Source organism: Mesorhizobium sp. M0496, assembly GCF_040321205.1.
GTDB lineage: Bacteria > Pseudomonadota > Alphaproteobacteria > Rhizobiales > Rhizobiaceae > Mesorhizobium.
Genome location: NZ_JAMYRC010000031.1, coordinates 60,947 through 82,580, shown reverse-complemented (window position 1 = coordinate 82,580; position 21,634 = coordinate 60,947). Strand labels below are relative to the sequence as shown.

Sequence of the window (21,634 nt, the reverse complement as noted above, 5' to 3'; positions counted from 1 at the left end):
CCGTCGCATCAAGGTCAAGCGATTGCGACAGCCTCGATATCAGAGCCTGCCAGTCGGTTTCGATCGAATCATTCGTTCGCATCTGACCCAGGAATCACATCTCGATTCCACCAGTCCACACCTAAGTTAGCGCCTATGGGACAGCACCCCCCTCTGTCCTGCCGGACATCTCCCCCGCAAGGGGAGAGATTGGCAGCTTCGGCGCTCCGCTCATTCCTGCAACGTTGGCGGTTGGCGAAACCAGGAACGACATCCGATCTCCCCCCTTGCGGGGGAGATGTCCGGCAGGACAGAGGGGGGTGCGAAGGATCGCGGCGTCCAGCCGCTAGGCTAATGCGCCTCGTCCCAGTTGTTGGCGGCGCGGGCGTCGACGTGCAGCGGCACCGACATGGACACCGCTGGCATCGCCGCATTCTCCATGACGTGACGGACAACCGGGATCGTTGCCTCGACTTCCGCCTCGACCGTCTCGAAGATCAGTTCGTCATGCACCTGCAACAGCATACGAGCCGAAAGGCCTGCTTTTTCCAGCGCCTCCTCCATGCGGATCATGGCACGGCGGATGATGTCGGCGGCGGTGCCTTGCAATCGGGCGTTGATCGAGGCGCGCTCGTTGAACGCGCGGATCGAGGGATTTGAGGACCGGATGTCCGGATAATGGATGCGGCGGCCGAAGATCGTTTCGACAAAACCGTGCTCGCGGGCATAGGCCTTGGTCTCCTCGATGTAGTCGCGGATGCCGGGGAAGCGCTCGAAATATTTCTTGATGTAGTTGCCGGCTTCCTCACGCGGGATCGACAGCTGGTTGGCGAGGCCGAAGGCCGAAATGCCGTAGATGATGCCGAAATTGATCGCCTTGGCGCGGCGGCGGACCTCCGAAGGCATGCCTTCGACCGGCACGTTGAACATTTCCGACGCAGTGATGGCGTGGATGTCGGCGCCGTCAGCGAAAGCCTGCCGCAGTTGCGGGATCTCGGCGACATGGGCGAGGACGCGCAACTCGATCTGGCTGTAGTCGGCCGAGACCAGCCGATGGCTCTTGTCGGTGATGAAGGCGGTCCTGATCTTGCGGCCTTCGGCGGTGCGCACCGGGATGTTCTGCAGGTTCGGATCGGAGGATGACAGGCGTCCGGTCGTCGTCGCGGCCAATGCGTAGGAGGTGTGGACGCGCTTGGTGTCGGGGTGGATGAAGCCGGGCAGCGCGTCTGTATAGGTCGATTTCAGCTTGGTCAGCTGTCGCCAGTCGACGATCTTGCGCGGCAGTTCATGGCCCTCGGCGGCAAGGTCTTCGAGAAGCTGCGCCGAGGTCGACCACTGGCCGGTCTTGGTCTTGGAACCGCCGGGCAGGCCCATGCGCCCGAACAGGATGTCGCCGAGCTGCTTGGGCGAACCGATGTTGATGCGCTCACCGATGAGCTGGTAGATTTCCTCTTCCAGCCGGGCGGCGCCCTGCGCCAGTTCGCCCGACAGCCGCGACAGGATTTGCCGATCGACCGAGATGCCGCGCTGCTCCATGCGTGCCAGCACCGGCACCAGCGGCCGTTCCAGCCGTTCATAGACCGACACCAGCCCCTTGGCGGCAAGCCGTGGTTTCAGCACCAGCCAGAGCCGTAGCGTCATATCGGCGTCTTCGGCGGCATGAGCGGTCGCCTTGTCGAGGTCGACCTGATCGAACCCGACGGAGTTCTTGCCGGAGCCGGTAGCGTCCTTGAGCTGGAGAGGGGTATGACCCAGCCATTTCTCGGCAAGCGAGTCTAGGCCGTGACCATGGGGGGTGCCGGCATCGAGCACATAGGAGATCAGCATGGTGTCGTCGAAAGGCGCGACATCGATGCCATAACGGCTCATGACGACAAGATCGTATTTCAGGTTCTGCGCGATCTTGAGAACCGACTTGTCTTCAAGCAGCGGTTTCAGCAAGGCCAGCGCCTCGCGGAGAGGAATCTGGTTTTCAACCATGCCACCGCCAAGCAGGTCACCATTGCCGCTTTTGTGGGTAAAAGGAATGTAGGCGGCGCGGCCGGGCGCCGTGGCGATGGATATGCCGGTCAATTCGGCCTGCATCGGATCGGCCGACGTCGCCCTGACGTCGAAAGCGGCAAGGCCGGTCCCGATTGCCTCAGCGACCCAGGCTTTCAAGGTCGCGACATCGCGGATGCAGTGATAGGCAGATGTATCGATCTTGCGGGTGGCCGCACTCTCCAGCCTCAGCGCGGCAAGCAGGGAAGGGGTGTCGCCTTGTTTTGACGTTTCTGTCGTTGCCGCTCCGCCGGCCTGGCCAGGCTCGGCGCCGGACTCGGCTCGGGTAACAGCTGGCACTCCGGCCCCGACATCCGGGCCATGGGCATAATCGGCGCGTTCGACTGTCACCGCGACGGCCTGGACATCACCTGCCTCGGTGCCAGTCGCTTCCGCCACGCGGCGAGTGAGCGAGGTGAATTCCATGGTCTTGAGGAAGCCGATCAGTTTTGGGCCGTCCGGCGGGTGCAGCACGAAGTCGTCCAGCCCCTCGGCCACCGGCACGTCGTTCATCAACGTCACCAACTGACGCGAAATGCGCGCCTTGTCGGCATTGGCGATGATGGATTCCCGCCTCTTGTCCTGCTTGATCTCGCCGGCGCGGGCCAGCAGCGTGTCGAGGTCGCCGAACTGTTCGAGCAGTTGTGCTGCCGTCTTCGGCCCGATGCCGGGCACACCCGGCACATTGTCGACCGAATCGCCGGTCAGCGCCTGCAGGTCGACCATCTTTTCCGGCGGCACGCCCCATTTCTCGATGACCTCGGGAATGCCGATCTGACGGTCCTTCATCGGGTCGTACATGCCGACCGTGTCGCCGACCAGTTGCATCAGGTCCTTGTCGGAGGAGATGATGGTGGTGTCGCCGCCGGCCTCGCAGGCGAGCCTGGCATAGGTGGCGATCAGATCGTCGGCCTCATAGCCTTCGGTTTCTATGCAAGGCAGGTTGAACGCCCTGGTTGCCTGGCGGATCAGGCCGAATTGCGGGATCAGGTCTTCCGGCGGCGCCGAGCGGTTGGCCTTATATTCGGGGTAGAGGTCGTTGCGAAAGGTTTTCGACGAATAGTCGAAAATGACGGCGAAATGCGTCGGCACAATGCCTACATCGGTGTTGCGGGCGTCGAGTACCAGCTTCCACAGCATGTTGCAGAAACCGGAAACGGCGCCGACCGGCAGGCCGTCGGACTTGCGGGTCAGCGGCGGTAGCGCGTGATAGGCACGGAAGATGTAGCCGGAGCCGTCGACAAGGAAGAGATGGTCGCCTTTTTTCATGTCGGCAGGGATAGCGCGGCGCGGCGGCTTGGTCCATGCCAAAGGCGGCCTCAAATATCGGTTCCGGCAACACCCTGACAGAACGGCCAGTCGGCCCGTTCACGGCCATGTTACAAAACTGTAATCTTCGTGCCCTTGAATCGCCATGTTCAAAGACACAGATACATGGCATCGGCAATTTTCGCCGAGTCCGGAGCAAGGCCCGTCCCCCGCCTATCCCGGACAACTGCGGCAGCCTATCCCCCCTCTCCGGGCTGCCGCAACGTTTCGAGTAGAAGGCCGCCGTGGTTCCCCCTCCACCACGGCGGTCTTTTTTTACCTCAGACAGGCATTTGCAGCCCGTGGTCCAATGATCGCGGGCTTTTCGTTTTCCTGTCCTGCCTTTACGGTTCCGGTTCTGAATCGAAAGGCTTCATACATGTCCGCAGTTTCCCCCGTCCTCGACCGTCTCGACAAGAATCTCGACCAGAGCCTCGAACGCCTGTTCGGCCTGCTCAGGATCAAGTCGATCTCCACCGATCCGGCCTATGCCGCCGACTGCCGCAAGGCGGCGGAATGGCTCGTGGCGGAGCTCAAGCTGATCGGCTTCGATGCCAGTGTGCGCGACACGCCCGGACACCCGATGGTGGTCGCCCATCACGATGGCCCGGCCGGTTCGCCGCATGTGCTGTTTTACGGCCATTATGACGTGCAGCCGGTCGATCCGATCGAATTGTGGGAAAGCGATCCGTTCGCCCCCGCGGTCAAGGAGGTCGGCCCGGATCACAAGGTGATCACCGGACGCGGCTCGGCCGACGACAAGGGCCAGCTGATGACCTTCGTCGAGGCCTGCCGCGCCTGGAAGCAGGTGCACGGCAATTTGCCTTGCCGCATCACCATCCTGTTCGAGGGCGAGGAGGAATCCGGCTCGCCGTCGCTGAAGCCGTTCCTCGAAGCCAATGCCGACGAGCTCAAGGCCGATTTCGCGCTGGTTTGCGATACCGGCATGTGGGACCGCGACACGCCGTCGATCTGCGTCGGATTGCGCGGGCTGGTCGGTGAGGAGATCACGGTGAAGGCCGCCGACCGCGACCTGCATTCCGGCCTCTATGGCGGTGCTGCCGCCAATCCGATCCGCATCCTGGTCAAGGTTTTGGCCGATATCCACGACAAGGACGGCCACATCACCATTCCCGGCTTCTACGACGGGGTCGAGGAAACGCCGTCACAAATCCTGAAATCATGGGAGACGCTTGGCGAGACGGCCGAGACGTTCCTTGGACCAGTCGGCCTGTCGATCCCGTCGGGGGAAAAGGGCCGCTCGGTGCTGGAACTGACCTGGGCGCGGCCGACGGCCGAGTTCAACGGCATTATCGGCGGCTACACCGGCAAGGGCTTCAAGACGGTGATTGCGGCGGAAGCCTCGGCGAAGGTGTCGTTTCGCCTCGTCCATAAACAGGATCCGAAGAAAATCCGCGCCGCGTTCCAGAAATTCGTCAAGGAGCGCATTCCGGCCGACTGTTCGGTCGAATTCCACCCGCATGGCGGCTCGCCGGCCATCCAGCTTTCCTATGACTCGCCGTTCCTGGCCAAGGCCAAGAATGCGCTGTCCGACGAATGGCCGAAGCCGGCGGTGACGACGGGCAGCGGCGGCTCGATCCCGGTGGTCGGCGATTTTCAGACCTATCTCGGCATGGAATCGCTGCTGGTCGGATTCGGTCTCGACGACGACCGCATCCACTCGCCCAACGAGAAATACGAACTCAGCTCCTTCCACAAGGGCCAGCGCTCCTGGGCACGGATTCTGGAGGCGCTGACCCGCTGAGGCGGCGTGAAAATCAACTTTCAGTTGATTTTTCGGCGGATCGCGGCGAGGACGGGCCACGAGATAAAAGCGCTTCGGTGTCCCTTGCGTATCAAGGGGGCGCCGAGGCTCGACCGGAGAAGACAATGGCCGACATCCGTTTCCACAAAAATGACCTGCCCGACCTCTTGCACTACAATGTCGGGGCGGTGGCCATCGACACCGAGACGCTGGGGCTCAATCCGCATCGCGACCGGCTATGCGTGGTGCAGATCTCGCCTGGCGACGGCACGGCCGATGTCATCCAGATAGCGCCCGGCCAGAAGAAGGCGCCGAACCTCGTCAGCCTGCTGAGGAACCGCGGCATAACCAAGCTCTTCCATTTCGGCCGTTTCGACCTCGCCGTGCTCTACAATGCATTCGGCGTGATGCCCGAGCCGGTGTTTTGCACCAAGATCGCCTCGCGGCTGACCCGCACCTATACCGACCGGCACGGGCTGAAGGACATCTGCTTTGAGCTTCTCGGCGTCGGCCTGTCCAAGGCACAGCAATCATCGGATTGGGCGGCCGAAACGCTGTCGCCCGAACAGCTCGAATATGCGGCTTCCGACGTGCTCTATCTGCACCGTTTGCGCGACGTGCTGGCCGGGCGGCTGGCGCGAGACGGGCGGACAAAGGAAGCCGATGCCTGCTTTCGCTTCCTGCCGACGCGTGCCAAACTCGATCTGATGGGCTGGGACGAAGAGGATATCTTCGCCCATAGCTGACGGTCGTCGCGGCGATCGTCTGCCGATGGCCGGCTTTGGAACCAGATGCGGGCCGCCGCGTTCTGTCGGCTCAGCTTCGTCGGTCCAAGGGGGATAACATGACGGACAGAAAGCCGATAGCGACCGCGCCGACCGATGGCTCCAAGGTCTCCGTCACCTGGAAGGACAGCGACGGCGTCATCAATGAATCCATCGCGCAATATCGCGACGACGGCTGGTGGGTCTACACCGACAGTCACACGCAAAAGAAGGTCGAGCCGACCACTTGGCGGCCTGCCGCAAGCGATGACGACGATTAGAGCAGTTCACCGTTTCACGGAAACGGCGAGCTGCTCTAACTCCTTGTTTGACGCAATCCTCTAGGGAAAGCGCTACGCGCTTTTCCCGGGAAAACGCTTCACACTTTTCCCAGAATTGCTCTGGTGAGCGGCCGCTAGCGAGGCTGGTAGCTTTCGAATAGCCTGAAGCCATTGATATCGAGGCCGATTCGGAGCTTTCCGTTCCGCCGTCGCCTCTTGCTTGGAGGAAATCTATGGGTGTCGAAAGCCTGCTCGTCTTCATCATCATCGGTGCCATCGCCGGCTGGCTCGCCGGTCTCATCGTTTCCGGCTTCGGCTTCGGCCTGATCGGCAACATCATCGTCGGCATCGTCGGCGCGTTCATCGCCGGCTGGCTGCTCCCGCGGATCGGATTCTCCATCGGCGGCGGCATTCTCGCTGCAATCATCCACGCCACCATCGGCGCCATCATCCTGCTGGTGCTGGTCAAAGTCCTGAAACGAGCTTGAGGCTTGATAACGCAAAGAGCGCGCCATGAAACAGAACACGCTCTATCTCATCATTGGCGCGCTCGTCGTCGTGGTCATTGCGCTTGGCGCCTACGTCTACCGAGAGCAGACCAAGCCGAAGGGCGTCGAACTCAAGATCGACGACAAAGGCATCTCGATCCAGCAGAATTGAGGACCCCGGTCATCGTCGCCTTTTGTCGTAGTGAACGGTGCTGATGCGTCGTTCGAACCAGTTCGCAAGCAATTGAATCCACATTGCTTCGATTTTTCCCGACTTAACCCGCCCTTAAATCGCCGCATCTACTCTTCAACCCGAACGCCATAGGCATCGGGGATATCAAGCACAGCGCATGGCGAACCGCAGAGACAGCCGCATCGAACCCAGTTTCGAGGGACCGCCGCAGGCACGATCCTCGGCGGGTCTTTCGGTGAACGAGGAGGATCGCGTCGTGCCGAGCAATCGCAAAGCCTCCGCAAAACGCAAGCCGGCCAAAGGAAAATCGTCGCGGGCCAAGCGCGGCAGAAGCCGGCGCGGCCTGTTCGGCGTGCTCGGCCGGCTGTTCTACTGGTGCTTCGTGCTCGCCATCTGGGGCGGCATCGCGGTGGCCGGCATCGTCGTCTATTACGGCGCCAAGATGCCGGCGGCGACGACCTGGTCGATCCCCGACCGCGCACCCAATATCAAGATCGTCTCGGCCGATAGCCAATTGCTCGCCAATCGCGGCATGAGCGGGGGCGAAGCCGTCGGCCTGCACGAAATGTCGCCCTATATCCCCGAGGCCGTCATCGCCATCGAGGACCGCCGCTTTTATTCGCATTTCGGCATCGACCCGATCGGCCTGTCGCGCGCCATGGTGACCAATGTTCTGGGCGGGCATTTCTCGCAAGGCGGCTCGACGCTGACCCAGCAATTGGCCAAGAACCTGTTCCTGACGCCCGACCGTACGCTGGAGCGCAAGGTGCAGGAGGTGCTGCTGGCGTTGTGGCTGGAGCACAAGCACACCAAGGACCAGATCCTCGAAATGTACCTCAACCGGGTCTATTTCGGTTCCGGCGCCTATGGCGTCGAAGCGGCCTCGCGCCGCTATTTCGGCAAGAGCGCGCGCGACGTCACCCTGTCGGAAGCCGCCCTGCTTGCCGGCCTGTTGAAAGCGCCGTCGCGGTTGTCGCCGGCACGTGACCCCAAGGCCGCCGAAGAACGCTCGCAACTGGTGCTTGCCGCCATGCGCGACGAGGGCAAGATCAGCGCCAAGGAACTGACCTCTGCGATGAGCGCGCCGGCAACGCGCGCGCCGTCCTACTGGACCGGCTCGGAGAACTACGTCGCCGACACCATCATGGAAGAACTGCCTGATCTGATCGGCGACGTACGCGGCGACATCGTCGTCGACAGCACCGTCGACCTGAACCTGCAGAAGCTCGCCGAACAGTCTATCCGCAGGCTGATCGACGAAAGTGGCAAGAAGCTCAACGTCAGCCAGGGTGTCCTGGTGTCCATCGACGATTCCGGCGCGGTGCGCGCCATGGTCGGCGGCTACGACTATTCGACCAGCCAGTTTGATCGCGCATCCGAAGCACGCCGCCAGCCGGGCTCGGCATTCAAGCCGTTCGTCTATATGGCAGCCCTTGAAGCCGGCCGCACACCCGACAGCGTGCGCAACGACGCGCCGATCAAGATCGGCAACTGGACGCCCGACAATTACCACGGCAAATATTTCGGCAAGGTGACGCTGGCCACCGCATTGGCCAAATCGCTGAATTCGGTCGCGGCCCAGCTGACCATGGAGGTCGGGCCCAACGCTGTGGTCGAGGCGGCCCACCGCATGGGCATCCAATCCGATCTGCAGTCCAACACCTCGATCGCGCTCGGCACCTCGGAAGTGACGCCGCTGGAACTGACATCGGCCTATGTCCCCTTTGCCAATGGCGGCTACAAGCCGGACATCCATTTCATCCGCCGCGTGACGACCACCGATGGCAAGGTGCTCTACGACAGCGGTGGCGGCAACGCGCCGCGCGTGGTCAAGCCCGAGATCGTCGGCATGATGAATTCGATGATGACGGGTACGGTCGAGATCGGCACCGCCCGGAAAGCGGCTTTCGCCTGGCCGTCGGCCGGCAAGACCGGTACCAGCCAGAATTCGCGCGATGCCTGGTTCGTCGGCTACACCGCCAACCTCACCACCGGCGTGTGGTTCGGCAATGATGATGGCAGCCCGATGAAGAAGGTTACCGGCGGCGCATTGCCGGCGCAGGCCTGGCACGAATTCATGGTCGCAGCCCACGAGGGCGTGCCGGTGCGGCCGCTGCCCGGCACCTGGAAATCGACGCCGGCCGACACCATCGTACCCGACGAGATACCCTCGGCAAACAACACACCACCGGCGCCGGTTCCATCAGCGTCCGTCGGCCAGCAGGCGCGGCCAGCCGCACCGGTCGCCCAAGCGCCAGCGCCGGTCCGCGCGGCGCGTCCCGCTCAGACCGTCGATGCCGATGATGGCCTTTCCATGCCCGAGGATGACGGCGCCACCGCGTCGATCAAGCACCCGGTGCCGCCGGGTGACGTCGGCGGTCCGCGCAAGAAGCGGCAGACCTCGATCCTCGATCTCCTTGGCGGCGGCTGAGCGGCAACTCGCCTCTCGCCTCCGAGACGCGGTTCGGCTACACCTCCCAAAATGACCGAACTCGACACCAGAAAGACCATCGTGCTGACCGGCGCCAGCCGCGGCATCGGCCACGCCACGGTCAAGCGCTTTTCGCGCGAAGGCTGGCGCGTCATCACCTGCTCGCGCCAGGCCTTTGCCGAGGATTGCCCGTGGCCAGCCGGGCCGGAAGACCACATCAAGGTCGATCTTGCCGATCAGGAGGATGTCGGCATCGCCGTGTCGGAAATCCGCCATCGGCTGGAAGCGCATGGCGGCCAGCTGCACGCGCTGGTCAACAATGCCGGCATCTCGCCAAAACTGAAGGACGGCAACAGCCGCATGGACTCGATCGACACGCCGATGCATGTCTGGCGCGACGTGTTCCAGGTCAATTTCTTCGCGCCGATCATGCTGGCGCGCGGCCTGTTCAAGGAATTGGCCGCGGCCAAGGGCTCCATCGTCAACGTCACCTCGATCGCCGGAACCCGCGTGCATCCCTTCGCTGGCACCGCCTATGCGACATCGAAGGCCGCACTCGGCTCGCTGACACGGGAGATGGCGCATGATTTCGGCCCGCACGGCATCCGCGTCAACGCCATCGCGCCGGGCGAAATCGATACCGCGATCCTGTCACCGGGCACGGACAAGATCGTCGAGACGATCCCGCTGAGAAGGCTCGGCACCACGGCTGAGGTCGCCGACATCATCTTCTTCCTGTGCTCGCAGCAGGCATCCTATGTGACGGGCTCGGAAATCCACATCAATGGCGGCCAGCACGTGTGACAAAACAGGGTGATCATCCGGTTATGGTGAGAACGGCCTTGCCGCTGAAGCTGCGCTGTCGCAGTGCGTCCAGGGCGTGAGCAATGTCTGTCCACGGGATGGTAAGGGCCACGCGCGTTTCGAGCCGGCCAACGGCGACCAGAGCGAGCAGCGAGGCGATGTCCGCGCCAATGCCTGGACCTGAGGTGTAGTACGCAAAGGTTTGAAGCCTCGCGCCCTCATGATCCGGAACGAACTGGCGGAATCCAACGGGCGTCAGTTCGCCGCTGCTCGAACCGAACATGACGATGGTTCCGCCAGGCGCGACGCGTTCGATCGCGTGTGCGAGGCTTTGGCCACCGACCGATTCGGTGATCAGCGAAAACGGTCCCTCAGCCAACTCGATCGACTCGACAACCTGCATAGCTCCCAGGCCGCGGAGATCGTCGGCATGCCGGGCGGCGGCGATCGCGGTCACCGAGGCGCCTTGCTCGCGGGCGATCTGGATCTGGAAACGGCCGACCGCACCGCTTGCGCCGGTGATCAGGACCCGCTGGCCGGCCAGATCGCCGCCATGGCGCAAAGTCCTCAGCGCCGTCGTGCCCGCGACCGGAAGCGTGGCGGCGGAGACGAAGCTGACGTCATCCGGCAGGACTGCGAGGCGGTCGGTTGGCACGGCGACCCGTTCGGCCCATCCGGCCTGGTCGACCAGAGCCGCAACCCGGGTGCCTACGGCTGGCCCGGAGCCATCGGCTGCTGCCCGTTCGACAATCCCAACGATGTCCTGACCCGGGATCCAGCCGTTCGAACGGATGGCAAGCAGGCGCAGTTCGCCACGGTTCAACGAGGTCGCATGGACCGAGACAAGCGCCTCGTTCGGGGTCGGTTGAGGCTCGGCAAGCTCCGCGATCTTCAGTCCGGTCGCGCTGACGGAAGAGATGACGAGGGCGAGCATGGTTCATACCTCATTGCTGCGTGGTGGACGCACCGCTCATTCGCAAGTGGACCCTATCGATTTTTGCCTTTGAATAATTTAGATATGAAGGCAATTGATCGCTAAAAACCGTCAACCATGAAGCAGCCTCTCCGCTACCCTTGGCTCGATTTCGATGTGGATGACCCTTCCGCGCCAGCGATTGCCGTGCGCGTCGACGTCCCCGAGACCAGAGCGGAAGTGCCCGCCCATCGGCACCGCAAAGGGCAACTCGTCTTCGCGCTCGGAGGCGGCGTCACATGTCGCGTCCCCAGCGGCCTGTGGATGGTGCCGCCTCATTGCGGGGTGTGGATTCCAAGCGGCATGGAGCACAGCAATGTCGCGACCGCCAATGCCCGGATTTTTTTCGTCTACATCGAGCCGGGAGCCGCCGATCTGCCGGAACGCTGCTGCACGCTTTCGATCTCGCCGCTGCTGCGCGAACTGATCATCGAGCTGTCCGATGGTGCGCAGGACGATCAGGCGAGGGATGAGCTTTTGACCAGGACCCTGCTTACCGAGCTGCCGCGTATGCCTGTCCAGCAGTTGCATCTGCCGATTTCGTCCGAGCCGCGCTTGCGGCGGATAGCCGAAGCGCTGGCGCAAGATCCTGCCGATCGCAGCACACTGGCAGAATGGGCCAACCGCGTTGCGCTCAGCGAGAGCAGTCTCGCCCGTCTCGTGGTGAAGGAGACAGGGCTGAGCTTCGGACGCTGGCGCCAGCAATTGCACCTGATCGTCGCAATACGAGAGCTGGCCTCGGGTGCGAGCGTGCAGCAGGTTTCGGGCGACCTCGGCTACGGGTCGGTCACGGCCTTCATCACCATGTTCAAGAAGGCGCTTGGGAAGCCCCCGGCAAAATACCTCGGCAGTGTCGTACAGCCTAGCGGCTCCGCATTCGTCGCGTGATCAACCCGCCTGCGAACAGGGTCGGCTCAGGCCGCGGATGGTTCAGCAGCCTCCAGCTTGTGGCCAAGCACCTCTTCGACAATGCCGCGGGCGATTTCGCGCTCGCCCATGATCACCGTATCTGCGCCGAGGCCCTTGAGGTGCTCGACCTCGGCGTCGGAATGGGCGCGGGCGATGACGTTGATGCCGGGATTGGCGGCGCGTGCCCGCAAAACAATCTGGCCGGCCTCGAAGGCATTGGGGATGGCCAGGATCAGCCGCCTGGCACCCTCAGGATTGGCGGCGGCGAACACTTCGGCATTGGCCGCATTGCCGGAGACGGTCTCTATGCCGTCGGCCTTCAGCCTGACCAGTGTCTTGTCGGCATCCTCGACGACGAGGAAGGGTAGGGTGGCCTCTCTCAGCGCCGCACCGACGAGGCTGCCGACGCGGCCATAACCGATCAGGATGGCATGGTTGGTGAGGGTTGTCCTGGGCGGCGGCCCGTCTTCCCCCTTCGTCGTGGCTGCAACAGAGGCCACCTGGCCCGGTTCCGTCGCTGGACCAACCGGCTTTGCCTCGGCCGGCGGTGCCGTCCTGGCGGCGCGCCGCTCCAGCCAGGGCTTCATCCAGTCGATGGCGAGGAACATCAGCGGGTTGAGGACGATCGACAGGATGGCGCCGGCCAGGATCAAGTCGCGGCCCTGTTCGGGCAATAGTTTCAGCCCGACGCCGAGTTCGGCCAGGATGAAGGAGAATTCGCCGATCTGAGCAAGGCTTGCCGAGATCATCAGCGCGGTGGCCAGGGGATGGCCGAAGGCAACGACGATGACGAACGCCGCCAACGATTTGCCGATGACGATGATGGCCAGCGTCGCCAGGATCGGCCAGCCATTGCTGATCAGGCTGAACGGGTCGAACAGCATGCCGACCGAGACGAAGAACAGCACGGAAAAGGCATCGCGCAGCGGCAGCGATTCTTCCGCCGCGCGGTGGCTAAGCTCGGACTCGCTCATGATCATGCCGGCGAAGAAGGCGCCCAGCGCCAGCGAGACCCCGAACAGTTTTGCCGCGCCGAAGGCGACGCCGAGCGCTATTGCGAGCACCGCCAGCCGGAACAGCTCGCGTGAGCCGGTGTGAGCGACATAGTGCAGGATCCAGGGAATGACGCGGCGGCCGACCAACAGCATGACGACGACGAAAGCGGCGACCTTGGCCAGCGTGATGCCGACGACGCCCCAGATGCCGTAGCTGGCCGGCAGCGACAGCAGGCCACTCGCATGGGCGTCGGCCTGCTCCTGGCCGCCGAGCACGCCGGCGAGCGCCGGCAGCAGCACCAGCGCCAGCACCATGGCCAGGTCCTCGACGATCAGCCAGCCGACGGCGATGCGGCCGCGCTCTGTCTCGATCAGGCGGCGTTCCTGCAAGGCTCGCAGCAACACCACGGTCGAGGCAACCGACAGCGCCAGGCCGAACACCAATCCGGCGCCCATCGACCAGCCGAGCATCCACGACAACCCGGCACCGAGTGCTGTGGCAAAGCCGATCTGGACGATGGCGCCGGGCACGGCGATGGCGCGTACCGACAACAGATCCTTCAGCGAGAAGTGCAGCCCGACGCCGAACATCAGGAGAATGACACCGATTTCGGCCAGTTCGTTGGCAAGGCCGGCATCGGCGACGAAGCCGGGCGTGTTCGGCCCGACCAGCACGCCGGCTACGAGATAGCCGACCAGTGGCGGAATGCGGAAGCGGTTGGCGAGCGCGCCGAAGACGAAAGCCAGCCCCAGACCGGCGACGATGGTTGCGATAAGGGGCGTGTCATGCGGCATTGTCTATGGAGCGCCTTTCAAAACCAGCGATGTCGGATGGGCGCCACCCTAAGCCGCCGCCTGTTTGCAATATGGTGGATGGGGCGTCGGCGATGCAACCCGCAAAGCCATGAAATCGACGGTGCGGCCGCAAAAACTTGACCGGCGGCCGAGGAAGCCGTCGGCCCGATTTGCATTTCCTCGATGGTATTCCGCCTCGGTCCGGCGCGATTTGCTCACAACGATCAGGCTGCCCGCAGCAGGGCCTCGATCTCGAATAGGGCGTGGTTGGTCAGTGTCTTGGGAATTTCGGCGGTCACCTTGTCCTCGACCTCCTTGTGAAGCTTCTTGCGCATTGTCCCAAGCACCATCGGTGGTGCGACAAGCACGATCTCCTTGAACTCGCCGCTATGAGCGAGCTTGTAGAGCCGGTCAGCAATCTCATCGGCGAAACGCTCCTTGCCGAAGCGGTGCCAGTCCGTATCCTCGACCGCGCTGCGATGCACGGAGGGGCCATTATTATATCGGCCCGGGCTGTCGCTGCCTTGCTCGCGGGTGGGCGGGTTATCCTGTTCGATTTCCTGCACGACCTCGAGGTTCGGATATTTGTTGTCGCCGGCATTCCTCAGGAAAAGCGCCTTTTCGCCATCGGCCACTAAAACCCATGTGCCGTGCTTCAGGTTGATTGTGCTCATGATGACAGGCTCCTTTTTGGACCGCTCGGGCATCGTGCCGCGACCGGATTTCCATCTGACGTGACAGGCCTTTCGGGGAACGCGTCCCCAGGCAGTAATGTTCCAACCAGGACCATCACTGCGTTGTACATTTGGGTTATCCAATGTCTGCGGCTTTAATCTACTAAATTGGTAGAATTTAGAAAAAACTGTTTTGCGGCATTTCTCGTCGGGCGCTAAAAGAGCTGTAAATCAAGGCCTGCGACAGCAGCTTGAATCCGCTCTGTCCGTCGATGAGAAATATTTTTCTCTTGGCTGGGATGCTTTCAGAAAAGCGATTGCATCCCGACGGGCGATGCGCGAGTGCGTTCCTTCTGGTTTCTCGCGCTCGCGCGTAGAACTGCAAGCCTGTTCAGGATTCCGCTCGCGCCCATGTCGTACACTGCACCCAAACTCAACGCCTTCCCCGTCTTCATGCGGGTCGAGGGGCAAGTTGTGGCCATTGTCGGCAGCGGTGAAGAGGCGCTGGCCAAGGCGCGGCTGATCGGACAGTCCAGCGCGATCTTGCGCATCGTCGCCGAACATGCCGAGCCCGACCTGTCGGCCTTCATCGCCCAGACCGGTGCGAACCATTTTGCCGCTGCTTACGACGCGCCGCAGCTCGAAGGCGCGGTCATGGTGTTTGCGGCCAATGGCGACGAGGAACTCGATCGCCGCGTGGCCGCGGATGCGCGCCGGCTGGGAATTCCGGTCAATGCCGTCGACCGGCCGGAACTCTGCGATTTCTTCACCCCGGCGCTGGTCAACCGCGCGCCGGTTGCCATCGCCATCGGCACCGAAGGCGCCGGCCCGGTGCTTGCCCAGATGCTGCGCGGCCGCATCGACCGCATGCTGTCGCCGTCGCTCGGGCCGCTGGCAACGCTCGCGGCGTCGTTTCGCGGAGCTGCTGAAAAGCTGCTGCCGAAAGGCAATGCCCGCCGTCGCTTCTGGAACGATTTTTTCACTGGTGCTCCTGCCCGCGCGGCTGAAGCCGGCCAGCTTTCGCAGGCGCATGACGCTACCGTCGATCTCCTGCTGTCGAATGCGCCGGGTTTGGGCCACATCGCCCTGGTCGGCGCCGGTCCGGGCGCCGAGGATCTTCTGACCCTCCGCGCCCATCGTCTGCTGATGGAGGCCGATGTCATCGTCCATGACGCGCTGGTGCCGGAGGCGGTCGTTGCCATGGGCCGCCGCGATGCCGAGCGTCTGCCGGTCGGAAAGCGCAAGGGCTGTCACACCAAGAGCCAGGCTGAGATCAATGCGCTGCTGGTCGAACTTGGCCGTGAAGGCAAGCGTGTCGTGCGGCTGAAGTCGGGCGATCCGCTGGTGTTCGGCCGGGCTGGCGAAGAGATGGCGGCACTGCGTGATGCCGGCATCGCCTATGAGGTGGTTCCGGGCGTCACCGCGGCTTTCGCCGCCGCCGCCGATTTCGAACTGCCGCTGACCTTGCGGGGCGTTTCCTCATCGATGGTGTTCACCACCGGCCACGACCTCAAGGGCAATTCGCTGCCCGACTGGGCCAAGCTCGCCATTTCGGGCGCCACCGTCGCCGTCTATATGGGCCGCTCGGTGGCGGCCGAGGTTGCCGGTCGGCTGATCGAGGCCGGGTTGTCGCCGGATACGGCGGTGGCCGTGGTCGAGAATGCCAGCCTTGCCAACCGCCGCCGGTTCCACGGCACGCTTGCCGACCTGCCGTCGCTGGAAGCGCGCGCCGATCTTTCCGGCCCGGTCATGACCATCATCGGCGATGCGGTCGCCGGCGCCAACTTTGAACGGTCCGAGCCGCTCGCGGCACACAGACATGAAGGCGCGTCCAGTTCGGCCGCCGAAGGAGTTCAGTCATGAAGATTCTGACCGCCAACCGCCTGACCGACGGCATTGCCGTCTGGTACGCCGATGGCGGCTGGGCCGAGACGGTGGACCATGCCGACCTCGCCCATGACAAGGCGGCTGAGGATCGCCTCGAGGCGATCGGCGCCAAGGCCTATGCCGCCAATGAAGTGGTCGACGTGAATTTGATCGATGCCGATGTCGTCAACGGGCTCGTCGAGCCGGTGCGGTTGCGCGAGAAAATCCGCGCCGCGGGCCCGACCATCCGCAACGATCTCGGCAAGCAGGCTGCCAAGCAGGCGACTTGGGCAGCATAACCAAGACACCAGGCATGGGCGGACGCGCCCTGAAAGACGAAGCATGTACCGTTACGATGAGTTCGACCACGATTTTGTCCAGGCCCGCGTCGCCGAGTTCAGCGACCAGGTCCAGCGCCGCCTTGCCGGCGAGATCACCGAGGACCAGTTCCGGCCGCTCAGGCTGATGAACGGCGTCTATCTTCAGCTGCACGCCTATATGCTGCGCATCGCGGTGCCCTATGGCACGCTGAACGGCAAGCAGCTGCGCATGCTGGGCCACATCGCCCGCAAATACGACAAGGGTTACGGCCATTTCACCACACGCCAGAACATCCAGTTCAACTGGCCGGCGCTGTCGGACATTCCGGCGATCCTGGCCGATCTGGCAAGCGTCGAGATGCATGCCATCCAGACCAGCGGCAATTGCATCCGCAACGTCACCGCCGACCATTTCGCTGGTGCCGCCGCCGATGAGGTCGCCGATCCGCGCCCCTATGCGGAAATCCTGCGCCAGTGGTCGTCGGTGCATCCGGAATTCTCGTTCCTGCCGCGCAAATTCAAGATCGCGGTGACGGGAGCCGAGCGCGACCGCGCTGCTATCCAGACCCACGATATCGGCTTGCACCTGAAGAAGAACGCCGCCGGCGAACTCGGCTTCGCCGTCTATATCGGCGGCGGCCAGGGCCGCACGCCGATGGTCGCCCGCAAGATCCGCGACTTCCTGCCGGAAGCCGACCTTCTGTCCTACTGCACGGCGATCCTGCGCGTTTACAACCTCTATGGCCGCCGCGACAACAAGTACAAGGCGCGCATCAAGATCCTCGTCCACGAGACCGGCGTCGAGGAAATCACCCGCCAGGTCGAGGCCGAGTGGCATGAGTTGAAGGACGCCGAGCTGAAGCTGCCGGAAGCCGATATTCGTGCCATCGAAGCTTATTTCGCGCCGCCGGAACTCGCCGACCGACCGGAAGGCGACCAGGCGGTCAAGCTGGCGCGTCTGGATTCCAAGGGGTTCTCGGAATGGCTCGACCAGAATGTCGTGACGCACCGCCATCCCGACTACGCTGCGGTGACGATCTCGCTCAAGGGCATCGGCGAGGTGCCCGGCGACGCCTCGGACAGCCAGATGGAAGCGGTCGCCGACATCGCCGAAAAATATGCTTTCGACGAGCTGCGTGTCAGCCATGAGCAGAATCTGATCCTGCCGCATGTGGCGCGCGTCGACCTCAAGGCGGTCTATGATGCGCTGGTCGGCATTGGCCTGGCGACGGCCAATTCCAACCTGATATCGGACATCATCGCTTGCCCGGGGCTCGATTACTGCGCGCTGGCCACGGCGCGCTCGATCCCGATCGCGCAGGAAATCTCGCGCCGCTTCGCCTCGCTGGAGCGGCAGCGCGAGATCGGCGAACTGAAGCTGAAGATCTCCGGCTGCATCAATGCCTGCGGCCATCACCATGTCGGCCACATCGGCATCCTCGGCGTCGAGAAGAAGGGCTCCGAACTCTATCAGGTGACGCTGGGCGGCTCGGCCGATGAGAATACCTCGGTCGGCGAGATCATCGGCCGCGGCTTCTCGTCGGAAGAGATCACCGACGCCATCGAGCAGATCGTCGAGACCTATCTCGGCCTTCGGCTCGACCCACAAGAGAAATTCATCGACGCCTACCGCCGAGTCGGTCCCGCGCCGTTCAAGGAGGCGCTCTATGCTGGCGAAGCCAAGGCCGCTTGACCGTATCACCGACGTCGATGACGGCATCGCCGCCAAGGCGGCGGGGCTTGATGCGCTTTACGGTCATTTGAACCCGCTCGAGATCATCGAACGCTCGGCCCGCGACCTGTTTCACGACGAGATCGCGGCGGTGTCGTCGTTCGGCGCGGATTCGGCTGTGCTGCTGCACATGATCGCCAAGATCGATCGGGCGTTGCCTGTCATCTTCCTCGACACCGGCAAGCATTTCGAGGAGACGCTCGGCTATCGCGACGCGCTTGCCGCCGATTTCGGGCTGACCAATATAAGGGTGATAAAGCCCGAGGAAGCGGCGCTCGAACGGATCGATCCGACGGGCAATCTGCATCAGAGCAACACCGATGCCTGCTGCGACGTGCGCAAGGTCGAGCCGCTGGCGCGTGGCGTTGCACCTTTCCGCGCCTGGTTCACCGGCCGCAAGCGCTTCCAGGCCGCGACGCGGGCAGCGCTTCCGGTGTTCGAGGCCGTCGGTCCGCGCATTCGTATCAATCCGCTGGCGCACTGGACGACATCGGATCAGGCCGACTATATGCGCGTGCATGCGCTGCGCGAAAATCCGCTGGTCGCCTATGGCTATCTGTCGATCGGCTGTTTCCCATGCACGCAGCCGGTGCAGCCGGGCGAGGACGCGCGCAGCGGCCGCTGGGCCGGCCATGCCAAGACCGAGTGTGGCATTCACCTGTCGGGACTGGAGAAGTCGCTGACCGACGCATCACTATAGGGTATGTTGATATTCAGCCGGCCTGCGAATGGCGGTTTCCTCTTCCGGTGCTCACGTACCCAAAAGTACGCTCCGGTTCTCGGAAGCCACCATTTTCGGCCCGGCCTGACCTGAATCTCGACACGCCCTAGGACCTGGGATTCTTTGGGACTTTAGGATTTTTGATGACTGAACCGACGACGCCGGAGATCCGGCTCTGGACCCCTCAAGGTTTTCGCGAGGATGAGTGGGCTCATGCCGAAAACGCGGATGCGCTTTCCGGCAACGGTCGCTTCATCCTGCCGCTGCAGGCGTTTCTCGATCTCGAGCCGGAGGTGCGCCGTTCGGCCAAGGAACGGCTCGGCGTCGTGCTGCAACCGGGCGATCAACTCGAGAAGATCGCCGACCTCCTCGACCAGTTGTCGCTGGTGGCACTGGCCTTCCCGGCCTTCAGCGATGGCCGCTCCTTCTCCAAGGGCGAACTGCTGCGCGGGCGCTATCATTTCGAGGGCGCGGTGCGCGCCACCGGTCAGGTTCTGGTCGACCAGTTGCCGCATATGCTGCGGCTTGGCTTCGACGAGTTCGAGATTTCGAATCCGGTGCTGTTGAAGCGGCTGGAGGGGGGACGTACCGGCGGGTTGGGGCTCTACTACCAGCCGGCCGCCGTATCGGAGCCCAAGGGCCCAAAATATTCCTGGCGCCGCATTCGCAACAGCTGACGCAGCGGTAATTTCCGACGTCTTTACATCGGCTCTGATCGGGCCTTCTCTGGGACCATCCGTACGGAAATATCCGCCGGGTGCATGGCCCCGAAAGCAAAGCTTTCGGAAAGGACCATGCATAGTTTCAAGAGTCTTGGAGCGTCCTTTGCGCGTCCTTTGGACGCGCGGCGCTCCAACCGGAGGGGACCATGGACTTCGACTATGTCATTGCCGGTGGCGGGTCCGCCGGCTGCACGCTTGCCGCGCGGCTCTCCGAAGATCCATCGAAAACGGTCTGCCTGATCGAAGCCGGCGGCGAGGGCAAAAATCTGCTCGTCCGTGCCCCGGCAGGCGTCATTGCGTTGCTGCCCGGCCGGCCGAAAATCAACAACTGGGCCTTCGAGACGGTGCCGCAGCAAGGCCTTGGCGGCCGCAAGGGCTACCAGCCGCGCGGCAAGGCGCTGGGCGGCTCCAGCGCCATCAACGCCATGCTCTATGTCAGGGGCCACCGCAGCGACTATGACGAATGGGCCGATCTCGGCTGCGACGGCTGGTCGTGGGACGAGGTGCTGCCCTATTTCCGGCGCGCGGAAGGCAACCAGCGCGGCGCTGACGCTCTGCGCGGCGGCGACGGGCCGCTGCGGGTTGCCGAGCAGCAGGAGCCGCGTGCGCTCTCCCGGGCCTTTCTCGAGGCCTGTGGCGAAAACCAGATCCGTCGCAACGATGATTTCAACGGGGTCGAACAGGAAGGGGCCGGGCTTTATCAAGTCACGCAATTCTGGGGCGAAGGCCGCAACGGCGAACGCTGCTCGGCGGCCGCCGCATATCTGCATCCGGCTATGGATCGGCCAAACCTTACCGTCATCACTGGAGCGCACGCCACGGGCATCGTCCTTGACGGCAAGCGGGCCACCGGCGTGCGCTACCGCTTGGGCAAGGGTGAAGCCGTTGTCAGGGCCAGGCGGGAGGTCATCGTCTGCGGTGGTGCCTTTGGTTCGCCGCAACTTTTGTTGTTGTCCGGGATCGGCCCGGCTGTCGAACTTGCAGCGCACGGAATTCCGATCGTCCATGAGTTGCCGGGCGTCGGCAAGAACCTGCAGGATCATCTCGATTTCATCATGGGCTGGACATCGAAGGATGCCGACATGATGGGCATCGGACTGCGCGGTCTGCCGGGCCTGCTGCGGCACCTGCGGCGCTGGCGCAAGGATGGCGGCGGCATGATCGCCACACCCTATGCCGAGGGTGGTGCCTTCCTCAAATCCGACCCGGCGATCGACCGGCCGGACCTGCAACTGCACTTCTGTATCGCCATCGTCGATGATCATGGCCGCAAGCTGCATATGGGCTATGGCTTTTCCTGTCATGTCTGCGTGCTACGGCCGCATTCGCGCGGCGAGGTCGGGCTGTCGGCGCCGGATCCGTTGGCGCCACCGCGCATCGATCCGCGCTTCCTGTCCGACGAACGCGACGCCGACTTGTTGCTTAGGGGTGTCAGAATGATGCGCGGCATATTGGAGGCGCCGGCCTTGGCCAAATACCGCAACAAGGAAATCTACACCGCCGGCGTTTCGGGCGATGCCGAGCTGATGGCCCATATCCGCGCCCGCGCCGATACCGTCTATCACCCTGTGGGTACCTGCAAGATGGGTATCGACGATATGGCCGTGGTCGATCCGCAGCTGCGTGTGCGTGGCATGCAGGCCTTGCGGGTTGTCGACGCCTCGGTGATGCCGGCGCTGATCGGCGGCAACACCAATGCGCCGACCATCATGATCGCGGAAAAGGCGGCTGACATGATCAAGGCTGCCCGCTGACCAAAATTCTGGTCGAACCAATGGTGCCGTTTTTGGTTTCTGCGAGCGGCCTTGCGGCGATGCCGATTACAGACCGGTCAATCTGGTCTTACCAGTTTTGCGATTTGCGCTTTCCCTTTC

General features: G+C 63.3%; 18 protein-coding genes. 14 read left to right on the top strand and 4 right to left on the bottom strand.

The window, feature by feature from the left end; genetic code table 11:
• Positions 1-330 precede the first annotated feature (330 nt).
• Positions 331-3,288, bottom strand: a complete 2,958-nt coding sequence (gene polA / locus NKI73_RS23550) for a DNA polymerase I (RefSeq protein WP_352633199.1) — start codon at positions 3,286-3,288, stop codon at positions 331-333.
• Between the two features lie 418 nt (positions 3,289-3,706).
• Here polA and NKI73_RS23545 point away from each other — a divergent pair, with 418 nt between their 5' ends.
• The 7 genes from NKI73_RS23545 (at position 3,707) to NKI73_RS23515 (ending at position 10,053) form a co-directional block, all read left to right on the top strand.
• Positions 3,707-5,092, top strand: a complete 1,386-nt coding sequence (locus NKI73_RS23545) for a M20/M25/M40 family metallo-hydrolase (RefSeq protein ID WP_352633197.1) — start codon at positions 3,707-3,709, stop codon at positions 5,090-5,092.
• A gap of 125 nt (positions 5,093-5,217) precedes the next feature.
• Positions 5,218-5,838: a ribonuclease D gene (locus tag NKI73_RS23540; RefSeq protein WP_352633196.1), complete on the top strand. Its 621-nt coding sequence runs from the start codon at positions 5,218-5,220 to the stop codon at positions 5,836-5,838.
• A gap of 98 nt (positions 5,839-5,936) precedes the next feature.
• Entirely contained in the window at positions 5,937-6,137 is a 201-nt protein-coding gene (locus tag NKI73_RS23535) for a hypothetical protein (RefSeq protein ID WP_352633195.1), read from the top strand.
• A gap of 233 nt (positions 6,138-6,370) precedes the next feature.
• Positions 6,371-6,625 carry a GlsB/YeaQ/YmgE family stress response membrane protein gene (locus NKI73_RS23530; RefSeq protein ID WP_352633194.1) on the top strand — a complete coding sequence of 85 codons (255 nt, stop codon included), beginning with the start codon at positions 6,371-6,373 and terminating at the stop codon, positions 6,623-6,625.
• 25 nt (positions 6,626-6,650) lie between these two features.
• Positions 6,651-6,797 carry a hypothetical protein gene (locus NKI73_RS23525; RefSeq protein WP_352633193.1) on the top strand — a complete coding sequence of 49 codons (147 nt, stop codon included), beginning with the start codon at positions 6,651-6,653 and terminating at the stop codon, positions 6,795-6,797.
• A gap of 178 nt (positions 6,798-6,975) precedes the next feature.
• Positions 6,976-9,249 (top strand): transglycosylase domain-containing protein, encoded by a 2,274-nt coding sequence (locus NKI73_RS23520; protein WP_352633192.1) that lies wholly within the window; start codon positions 6,976-6,978, stop codon positions 9,247-9,249.
• A 51-nt stretch (positions 9,250-9,300) separates the two neighbouring features.
• Positions 9,301-10,053, top strand: a complete 753-nt coding sequence (locus NKI73_RS23515; RefSeq protein WP_023812510.1) for an SDR family NAD(P)-dependent oxidoreductase — start codon at positions 9,301-9,303, stop codon at positions 10,051-10,053.
• A gap of 13 nt (positions 10,054-10,066) precedes the next feature.
• Here the strand turns inward: NKI73_RS23515 and NKI73_RS23510 are convergent, their stop codons facing one another.
• Positions 10,067-10,987: a zinc-binding dehydrogenase gene (locus tag NKI73_RS23510; RefSeq protein ID WP_352633191.1), complete on the bottom strand. Its 921-nt coding sequence runs from the start codon at positions 10,985-10,987 to the stop codon at positions 10,067-10,069.
• A gap of 117 nt (positions 10,988-11,104) precedes the next feature.
• Between NKI73_RS23510 and NKI73_RS23505 the strand changes: the two genes are divergently transcribed.
• On the top strand, positions 11,105-11,914 hold the full coding sequence (locus NKI73_RS23505) for an AraC family transcriptional regulator (RefSeq protein ID WP_352633190.1): 810 nt from the start codon (positions 11,105-11,107) through the stop codon (positions 11,912-11,914).
• 26 nt (positions 11,915-11,940) lie between these two features.
• Here NKI73_RS23505 and ybaL read toward each other — a convergent pair whose 3' ends face one another.
• A complete protein-coding gene (ybaL, locus tag NKI73_RS23500) occupies positions 11,941-13,725 on the bottom strand; it encodes a YbaL family putative K(+) efflux transporter (RefSeq protein WP_352633189.1) in 1,785 nt (594 codons plus the stop codon).
• 224 nt (positions 13,726-13,949) lie between these two features.
• Entirely contained in the window at positions 13,950-14,399 is a 450-nt protein-coding gene (locus tag NKI73_RS23495) for a baeRF12 domain-containing protein (RefSeq protein ID WP_352633188.1), read from the bottom strand.
• Between the two features lie 411 nt (positions 14,400-14,810).
• Between NKI73_RS23495 and cysG the strand changes: the two genes are divergently transcribed.
• From cysG to NKI73_RS23465, 6 genes are all read left to right on the top strand, one after another.
• Positions 14,811-16,262: a siroheme synthase CysG gene (gene cysG, locus NKI73_RS23490; RefSeq protein WP_352633187.1), complete on the top strand. Its 1,452-nt coding sequence runs from the start codon at positions 14,811-14,813 to the stop codon at positions 16,260-16,262.
• A complete protein-coding gene (locus tag NKI73_RS23485) occupies positions 16,259-16,564 on the top strand; it encodes a DUF2849 domain-containing protein (RefSeq protein ID WP_352633186.1) in 306 nt (101 codons plus the stop codon). The genes cysG and NKI73_RS23485 overlap by 4 nt, the downstream gene beginning before the upstream one ends.
• 43 nt (positions 16,565-16,607) lie before the next feature.
• Positions 16,608-18,278 carry a nitrite/sulfite reductase gene (locus NKI73_RS23480; protein WP_352633185.1) on the top strand — a complete coding sequence of 557 codons (1,671 nt, stop codon included), beginning with the start codon at positions 16,608-16,610 and terminating at the stop codon, positions 18,276-18,278.
• Entirely contained in the window at positions 18,253-19,017 is a 765-nt protein-coding gene (locus NKI73_RS23475) for a phosphoadenylyl-sulfate reductase (RefSeq protein ID WP_352633184.1), read from the top strand. The genes NKI73_RS23480 and NKI73_RS23475 overlap by 26 nt, the downstream gene beginning before the upstream one ends.
• A gap of 164 nt (positions 19,018-19,181) precedes the next feature.
• Positions 19,182-19,715: a DUF934 domain-containing protein gene (locus NKI73_RS23470; RefSeq protein ID WP_352633183.1), complete on the top strand. Its 534-nt coding sequence runs from the start codon at positions 19,182-19,184 to the stop codon at positions 19,713-19,715.
• A 191-nt stretch (positions 19,716-19,906) separates the two neighbouring features.
• Entirely contained in the window at positions 19,907-21,514 is a 1,608-nt protein-coding gene (locus tag NKI73_RS23465) for a GMC family oxidoreductase (protein WP_352633182.1), read from the top strand.
• Positions 21,515-21,634: the final 120 nt, after the last annotated feature.

Excerpts from the sequence above, each read along its gene's own strand:
- polA (WP_352633199.1), bottom strand. The coding sequence starts at position 3,288 with ATGAAAAAAGGCGACCATCTCTTCCTTGTCGACGGCTCCGGCTACATC.
- NKI73_RS23545 (WP_352633197.1), top strand. The coding sequence starts at position 3,707 with ATGTCCGCAGTTTCCCCCGTCCTCGACCGTCTCGACAAGAATCTCGAC.
- NKI73_RS23540 (WP_352633196.1), top strand. The coding sequence starts at position 5,218 with ATGGCCGACATCCGTTTCCACAAAAATGACCTGCCCGACCTCTTGCAC.
- NKI73_RS23535 (WP_352633195.1), top strand. The coding sequence starts at position 5,937 with ATGACGGACAGAAAGCCGATAGCGACCGCGCCGACCGATGGCTCCAAG.
- NKI73_RS23530 (WP_352633194.1), top strand. The coding sequence starts at position 6,371 with ATGGGTGTCGAAAGCCTGCTCGTCTTCATCATCATCGGTGCCATCGCC.
- NKI73_RS23525 (WP_352633193.1), top strand. The coding sequence starts at position 6,651 with ATGAAACAGAACACGCTCTATCTCATCATTGGCGCGCTCGTCGTCGTG.
- NKI73_RS23520 (WP_352633192.1), top strand. The coding sequence starts at position 6,976 with ATGGCGAACCGCAGAGACAGCCGCATCGAACCCAGTTTCGAGGGACCG.
- NKI73_RS23515 (WP_023812510.1), top strand. The coding sequence starts at position 9,301 with ATGACCGAACTCGACACCAGAAAGACCATCGTGCTGACCGGCGCCAGC.
- NKI73_RS23510 (WP_352633191.1), bottom strand. The coding sequence starts at position 10,987 with ATGCTCGCCCTCGTCATCTCTTCCGTCAGCGCGACCGGACTGAAGATC.
- NKI73_RS23505 (WP_352633190.1), top strand. The coding sequence starts at position 11,105 with ATGAAGCAGCCTCTCCGCTACCCTTGGCTCGATTTCGATGTGGATGAC.
- ybaL (WP_352633189.1), bottom strand. The coding sequence starts at position 13,725 with ATGCCGCATGACACGCCCCTTATCGCAACCATCGTCGCCGGTCTGGGG.
- NKI73_RS23495 (WP_352633188.1), bottom strand. The coding sequence starts at position 14,399 with ATGAGCACAATCAACCTGAAGCACGGCACATGGGTTTTAGTGGCCGAT.
- cysG (WP_352633187.1), top strand. The coding sequence starts at position 14,811 with ATGTCGTACACTGCACCCAAACTCAACGCCTTCCCCGTCTTCATGCGG.
- NKI73_RS23485 (WP_352633186.1), top strand. The coding sequence starts at position 16,259 with ATGAAGATTCTGACCGCCAACCGCCTGACCGACGGCATTGCCGTCTGG.
- NKI73_RS23480 (WP_352633185.1), top strand. The coding sequence starts at position 16,608 with ATGTACCGTTACGATGAGTTCGACCACGATTTTGTCCAGGCCCGCGTC.
- NKI73_RS23475 (WP_352633184.1), top strand. The coding sequence starts at position 18,253 with ATGCTGGCGAAGCCAAGGCCGCTTGACCGTATCACCGACGTCGATGAC.
- NKI73_RS23470 (WP_352633183.1), top strand. The coding sequence starts at position 19,182 with ATGACTGAACCGACGACGCCGGAGATCCGGCTCTGGACCCCTCAAGGT.
- NKI73_RS23465 (WP_352633182.1), top strand. The coding sequence starts at position 19,907 with ATGGACTTCGACTATGTCATTGCCGGTGGCGGGTCCGCCGGCTGCACG.